Source organism: Poseidonibacter ostreae (assembly GCF_009208075.1).
GTDB lineage: Bacteria > Campylobacterota > Campylobacteria > Campylobacterales > Arcobacteraceae > Poseidonibacter > Poseidonibacter ostreae.
The window spans coordinates 1-1,594 of record NZ_WFKJ01000099.1; the positions used below are offsets into that span (position 1 = coordinate 1).

Below are 1,594 nucleotides of genomic sequence, written 5' to 3' on the forward strand. Positions count from 1 at the left end.
CATAATATGCTAGTAAAGACTTAAAATGTGTCTAACTTTCTCATTTTTGTTATAGTTGGAAGAAGTATAACTTTTACGAGATTCTTTCAATAGCTTCTCATTTTTGTTATAGTTGGAAGAAGTATTACATTTATGAGATTCTTTCAATAGCTTCTCATATTTGTAGTAGTAAATTTCTAAATAAAATGAATTTAGTGTAAGTACTATTAGTAGAGTTAAATCCTTGAATTATGCGGTTTCTCATATTTTTTTCAAACATAGAGAGAACCTACAACTTATATTTTATTACTTATCTATACCAATTTTAATGGATATTCTTATCCTCTTTTTTGAGGCACTAAAAATCAATCTCCATTTCTTCTTCACTTATTATTTATAATAATCCAAAATAGCTTTTTATCCTTTGACTGAATAAGTGTAGTCACATCACTTTTTATTAAATGCAAATTCTAAGATTTTATATTTTTAGTTTTCTAATGTTTGTTTATCAGTTTACTCTAATATAAGCATAATATTTACGCATTTTTGCCTCTTATAAGTTTAATCCTAATGATTATATATAGGCTTATCTTACTTATTCCTCTAGGTTGAGCATCTAAGTGACTAAAAGTTAGTTGTTTAGATGAACGGTTAGAGTAATAATTTTAGAGAATAGATTTTTACAAACCTCTTGTTATGATATTTTTAATTTTTTCACACTCAGCAATCATACAATCAATTGATGCATTTATGTATTCATTATTTTTTAGTGCTTCTTCATAATTAATATATTCATAACCATTATATGTAACTATCATGTCAAAGAATAATCTTAAAGCCCTACCATTTCCTTCATTAAAAGGATGTAGAACATTTAGTTCACAAATATAAAAAGATAGCTTATCTATAAATTCAGATTTTCTAGAAATATCTTCATAGTTTTTTAGGAAATTATCATTTCTTAATTTTATAAATATCTCTTTAGAAAAAGAATCTAAATTTAGATAAGGGCAAAACATACTTTCATCTTTTGAAATATTTACAGTTCTATATTTTCCTGCCCAAGTATATAGAGGTGTAAAAATTGTTTCATGAACTTTACATAAATATTTTTCATCAAATTCAATATTTTCATTTAATTCATTGTGAAGTTTTTCGTAAGCTCTAACTAATAACTCTTTTTCAATTTCAGTTAGTATTTCAAGTTCTTTGATTTCTAGATTATTTATAGGAACATCACTATTCTCATAGTAAATGTGATTTGAAGGAGGATAATATTTCATTACTTAATTAAAGACAAATACTCTCTAACTTTTTTTAATACTAGCTTATCTTTAACTGGAGCATAACCTTCGATTTGATTTGAAACAGTTGCAGATTTTAAGGCTTTTTCTTTAGAAAATGGTGTCTTACTCATTATTGAACTCCTATTATTTATAATTATAACAAAAATCTCCAAAATTGATAATTATAATTTAATTTTTTTCTATTCTTTTTAAACACATAATTTAGGGTATTTTATATGCTTTATGATCCATCAACCCTAAATAGGAGACAAAATTCTGAAAAATCTTTTCCAGAACCTCTTGAGATTTGGAACATGTTCAATAAGTAC

2 protein-coding genes are annotated in these 1,594 nt (G+C 24.8%); both read right to left on the reverse strand.

Going from position 1 to position 1,594, the window contains the following annotated elements; all coding sequences use genetic code 11:
- Window positions 1-659 precede the first annotated feature (659 nt).
- Entirely contained in the window at window positions 660-1,262 is a 603-nt protein-coding gene (locus GBG18_RS14940; RefSeq protein ID WP_152192361.1) for a Fic/DOC family protein, read from the reverse strand.
- Window positions 1,262-1,396, reverse strand: a complete 135-nt coding sequence (locus GBG18_RS15690; protein ID WP_255467399.1) for a hypothetical protein — start codon at window positions 1,394-1,396, stop codon at window positions 1,262-1,264. Before GBG18_RS15690 ends, GBG18_RS14940 begins: the two co-directional genes overlap by 1 nt.
- Window positions 1,397-1,594: the final 198 nt, after the last annotated feature.